General features: G+C 33.5%; 7 protein-coding genes. All 7 read left to right on the forward strand.

Annotated features, from left to right (window positions below; all coding sequences use genetic code 11):
• The coding region (locus ACZQCL_RS02160) for a hypothetical protein (RefSeq protein ID WP_482481752.1) at positions 1 to 206 on the forward strand (206 nt) is incomplete at its 5' end.
• Positions 207 to 250: 44 nt separating this feature from the next.
• On the forward strand, positions 251 to 400 hold the full coding sequence (rpmG, locus tag ACZQCL_RS02165) for a 50S ribosomal protein L33 (protein WP_117571901.1): 150 nt from the start codon (positions 251 to 253) through the stop codon (positions 398 to 400).
• A gap of 9 nt (positions 401 to 409) precedes the next feature.
• The gene (gene secE, locus ACZQCL_RS02170) at positions 410 to 607 is read left to right on the forward strand and encodes a preprotein translocase subunit SecE (RefSeq protein WP_117571877.1); all 198 of its coding nucleotides are present in this window, start codon (positions 410 to 412) and stop codon (positions 605 to 607) included.
• 10 nt (positions 608 to 617) lie between these two features.
• Entirely contained in the window at positions 618 to 1163 is a 546-nt protein-coding gene (gene nusG, locus ACZQCL_RS02175) for a transcription termination/antitermination protein NusG (RefSeq protein ID WP_117925674.1), read from the forward strand.
• 23 nt (positions 1164 to 1186) lie between these two features.
• Positions 1187 to 1957 (forward strand): HAD-IIA family hydrolase, encoded by a 771-nt coding sequence (locus ACZQCL_RS02180; protein WP_199593230.1) that lies wholly within the window; start codon positions 1187 to 1189, stop codon positions 1955 to 1957.
• Between the two features lie 55 nt (positions 1958 to 2012).
• Positions 2013 to 2243 (forward strand): preprotein translocase subunit SecG, encoded by a 231-nt coding sequence (gene secG / locus ACZQCL_RS02185; RefSeq protein WP_003866033.1) that lies wholly within the window; start codon positions 2013 to 2015, stop codon positions 2241 to 2243.
• 45 nt (positions 2244 to 2288) lie between these two features.
• Positions 2289 to 4165 (forward strand): ribonuclease R (gene rnr, locus ACZQCL_RS02190; protein WP_482481753.1); only part of this gene is annotated, 1877 nt, incomplete at its 3' end.

Consider the following 4165-nt stretch of genomic DNA (forward strand, 5'->3'; position numbering starts at 1 on the left):
ATGATGTTGTTTTAGATAAACTCATGTGGGAATATACAAAAAATCGTATCAACCGAGTTTTTGGTAAAGATTATGTACAGATCATTGACTTTCGAATGGAGGGCTATACTTTAAAAAATATAGCGGAAGAACTTGGCTTAAGTGCTTCAAAGGTAAGTTTTATGTTTGAAAAGGTAAAAAAGTGGTATACGACAATTGACAGTTGACTGGATAAAATGGTACATTTATTGAGTTAAGGAGCGTGAAGGAATTGGCAGATAAAGTTGTTTTGACGTGTACAGAGTGTTTATCAAGAAATTATACGACCCCAAAGAATAAGAAGACCAACACGCAACGTCTTGAAATTAAAAAGTATTGTCCAAAGTGTGGCAAGCATACTTTGCATAAGGAAACAAAGTGAGGAATCCATATGAGTAAAGAAAAAAAAGAAAGAACATATTCACCATCAAAAGTGTTCAAAGAATTAAAAACTGTTAAATGGCCAACATTTAAAGAATTAATGTCATCAAGTGGTTTGGTAATTGTATTTACAGTATTATTTGGTTTGTATTTCTTTGTTTGTGAGGTTTTATCAAGCGGTCTAGTGAAAATGATCGTTGGCGCATAGGGAGGAAAATATGTCAGAGTTAAAAAAAGAATGGTATGTAGTAAATACATATGCAGGTCAAGAAAATCGTGTAAAAGAAAACTTGGAACGTCGTGTAAAAACTATGGGTCTTGAAGATTCTTTGTTCCAGATCGTCGTTGCTGAAGAAAAAGAAATTGAATATAAAAATGGTAAACCAGTAGAAAAAACACACAATCTATTCTCTGGTTATTTATTAGTACAAATGATCATGACAGATGAAGCTTGGTATGTTGTACGTAACACTCCAGGTGTAACTGGATTTATTGGATCAAGTGGAAAGGGTGCTAAACCATTCCCAGTAGCTCAAGAAGAAGTTGATGCTGTTTTACGTCGTCTAGGACGTCAGGATGTAAATGTTCAAGTTGATTTTGAAGTGGGAGACCGTGTAGAAATCACAAATGGAGCTTTCAAAAACTCCGAAGGTGTTATTGAAGCTATGGACGAAGAAAAGAAAGAAGCTACAGTTCTATTAATCTTATTTGGTCGTGAAACACCAACAGAAATTCCATATATGGATCTAAAGAAAGTCGACTAAGACTTTCTTTTTTTAGGTGAATTATGAAAACTTTAGTATTTGACTTAGATGGCACAATGTATCGTGGGACGCAGATTATTGAAAGTGCTCATCAATTTTTAGATTATTGTATCCAAAAGGATATTCCATTTATTTTTTTGACAAACAACTCGATGCGTACCCCACAAGAAAATGTAAAGCATATGGAAGAGATGGGATATACAAATATTAAGCCAGAGATGTTTTATAATAGTGCTATGGCAGCTAGCCAATATGTTAAGAAACATTATGAAGGGAATAAAGCTTATTACATTGGAAAACAAGGCATGAAAGATGCATTGAATCAAGAAGGCTTTATTATTGATGATGAAAATCCAGATTTTGTCTTTATAGGATTGGATAAAGATGCCACATATGCATCTTACTCAAAAGCTCTATCTTTGATTTTAAATGGAGCCAAAATTATTGGTACAAATAATGATCGTATTTTAGCAAAACCAGGTGGATTTGAAGTTGGTAATGGCAGTGTCGTAGATATGTTTGAATATGCAGCCAATCAAAAATCCCCTCGTATTGGTAAGCCAAATCGAGCGATTCTTGATTTGTGTTTAGAATATTTTGGCTTAAAAGAAGATGAAATTGTATTAATTGGTGATAATCTAGAAACGGATATTAAACTTGGGTATGAACAAAATATTGAAACGGTGCTTGTACAGACGGGGGTTCACAACAAGGAAGATATTGAACGACTAAAAATTTATCCAACTCATGTAGTGAATACGTTGATGGATTTAGTAGACTATAATTTTGACTAGTATTTTTATTGAATTATTGGTATAATCGAAATATCGTAGAAGGTGTGATGAAAAAATGAAAGATATATTAAACGTGGTTTTAATGACATTATCTGGTGTTATTATTATATTGACATTATTACAAAGTGGTAAATCAGACGGGTTGTCTGCTGCCTTTACAGGAAGTGGAGATTTGAACTTGTTTGCGGTACAAAAAGAAAGAGGTCCTGAAAAAGTTATCTCTCGTTTAACTTTGTTTTGTGGAATTTTGTTCTTTGCGATTGTGATCGCATTGCAGATTGTGTAATTAAAAGACCGTTAAGGTCTTTTTTCTGTTTTAAAGGAGGAAAAAATGAAAGAAAAGATCATTCAATATCTAGAAGAAAAAAAAGAATGTAAAATACGCGATTTAGAAAAAATAGTAAGACCTAAATCAAGTAAAGAATTTACAGAAATGGTGAAGTCTTTAAATGAATTAGAAGATGAAAAATTGATTTATAACGATCATACAAGCCTATATTTGATTGATGATATACATTTTATGGCTGGAAGTGCAAAAGATATTTCCAGATATGAAATTGCCGTCTTTAATGAAAATAATAAGGTGTATGTTCCGAAAAATAAAAAGATGAAGATCTTTGATAAAGATGAAGTTTTAGTGCGCTTAAAGCCAGAACCTTCTTTGATCAAAGTGTTTAATCATGGATTGACAAATATTACAGGCGTTATGATTGTTAAAAAGAAGAAAACATTCTTCTATAGCGATTTAGATTTACACTGTTCAATTCGTGTAGTCAATGAAAAAGAATTTAGTTTTAAAAAACGTACAAAAGTTGTATGCCAAATTGTGAAGTATGCAGATCCTCTAGAAGTAAGGATCATCCAGGTCTTAGGACATCCAGACGATGCAGGCGTAGATATTAGTGCTATGCTTACAAGCAACCAGGTTCGTCAGGTATTTAATGGGAAAATTGTAAAAGAGTGTAAAAGAATCCCGGCAAAAGTACAAAAGGATGAACTTGAAAATCGTAAAGATTTAAGAAATCTATTAACTGTCACAATTGATGGGGATGACGCCAAGGATTTTGATGATGCGATTTCGATTGTGAAAAATGAAAAGGGATATTTATTGTATGTACATATTGCCGATGTTTCACATTATGTAAAAGAAAACAGTGCCCTTGATCAAGAAGCCTATTTACGAGGAAATTCTATATATGTTTGTGATCGAGTTGTGCCTATGCTTCCATTTGATTTGAGTAACGGTATTTGTTCATTAAATCCAAATGTAGATCGACTTACAATTACTTGTGCTATGCAAGTGGATGAGAGGGGAAATCTATTAACATATAATGTCTTCCCGAGTGTGATTCATTCCGATAAGCGCTGTACATATAAAAAGGTAAACGCATGTTTAGCTGGAGATGAAACTATATTAGAAGAGTATGCAGAAGTTAAAGATTTATTGTTTACTTTAGAGCCTTTGGCTAAATTATTAAAGAAACAGTCACACAATCGTGGATGTATTGATTTTAATACCAAAGAAGCAAAGATCATTATGGATAAAAATGGCTATCCTGTAGATGTAACAGTTTTAGAGCGCGGTTTTGCCGAACAAATGATTGAAGAATGTATGATCTTAGCCAATGTTTGTGTGGCTCACCATATGCATGTGAATAAAATTCCAAGCATGTATCGTGTGCATGAAAATCCAGACCCTAAAAAAGTTGCGACAATCTGTACCGTTGCGAATTCTTTACGTATTCCATTTGATTTCTATCCAGATGAAGTAAATGCTAGCCAAATCCAAAAATTCTTAGAATCGATTCAAGATGAAAATGCATATGAAGTCTTGTCTATGGTAGCTTTGCGTTCTATGCAAAAGGCGCGTTATGATGCGCATTGTTTAGGACATTTTGGCTTGGCGCTTGAAGAGTATTGTCATTTCACAAGTCCAATTCGTCGTTATTCAGACTTAGTTGTACACCGCATGCTGCATGCGTATTGTTTTAATGAACAAAAGCGTACACCATCAAATGATGAAAAGAAAATCGAAAAACAGGCTTTCCATATTTCTGAAAAAGAAAGAGATGCGATTATGATGGAAAGAATGGTGAATGACTATAAGAAGGCGCAGTTCATGGAAAAAAGAATTGGTCAAGTTTTTGAAGGAACAATTGTTGGTGTGATGAGTTTTGGTTTCTTTGTGGAAATGGATAATACAGTGGA

The organism is Holdemanella sp. (assembly GCF_056804935.1).

What these genes read in the sequence shown, in the direction of transcription:
- secE (WP_117571877.1), top strand. Translation starts at nt 410, where the DNA reads ATGAGTAAAGAAAAAAAAGAAAGAACATATTCACCATCAAAAGTGTTC.
- nusG (WP_117925674.1), top strand. Translation starts at nt 618, where the DNA reads ATGTCAGAGTTAAAAAAAGAATGGTATGTAGTAAATACATATGCAGGT.
- ACZQCL_RS02180 (WP_199593230.1), top strand. Translation starts at nt 1,187, where the DNA reads ATGAAAACTTTAGTATTTGACTTAGATGGCACAATGTATCGTGGGACG.
- secG (WP_003866033.1), top strand. Translation starts at nt 2,013, where the DNA reads ATGAAAGATATATTAAACGTGGTTTTAATGACATTATCTGGTGTTATT.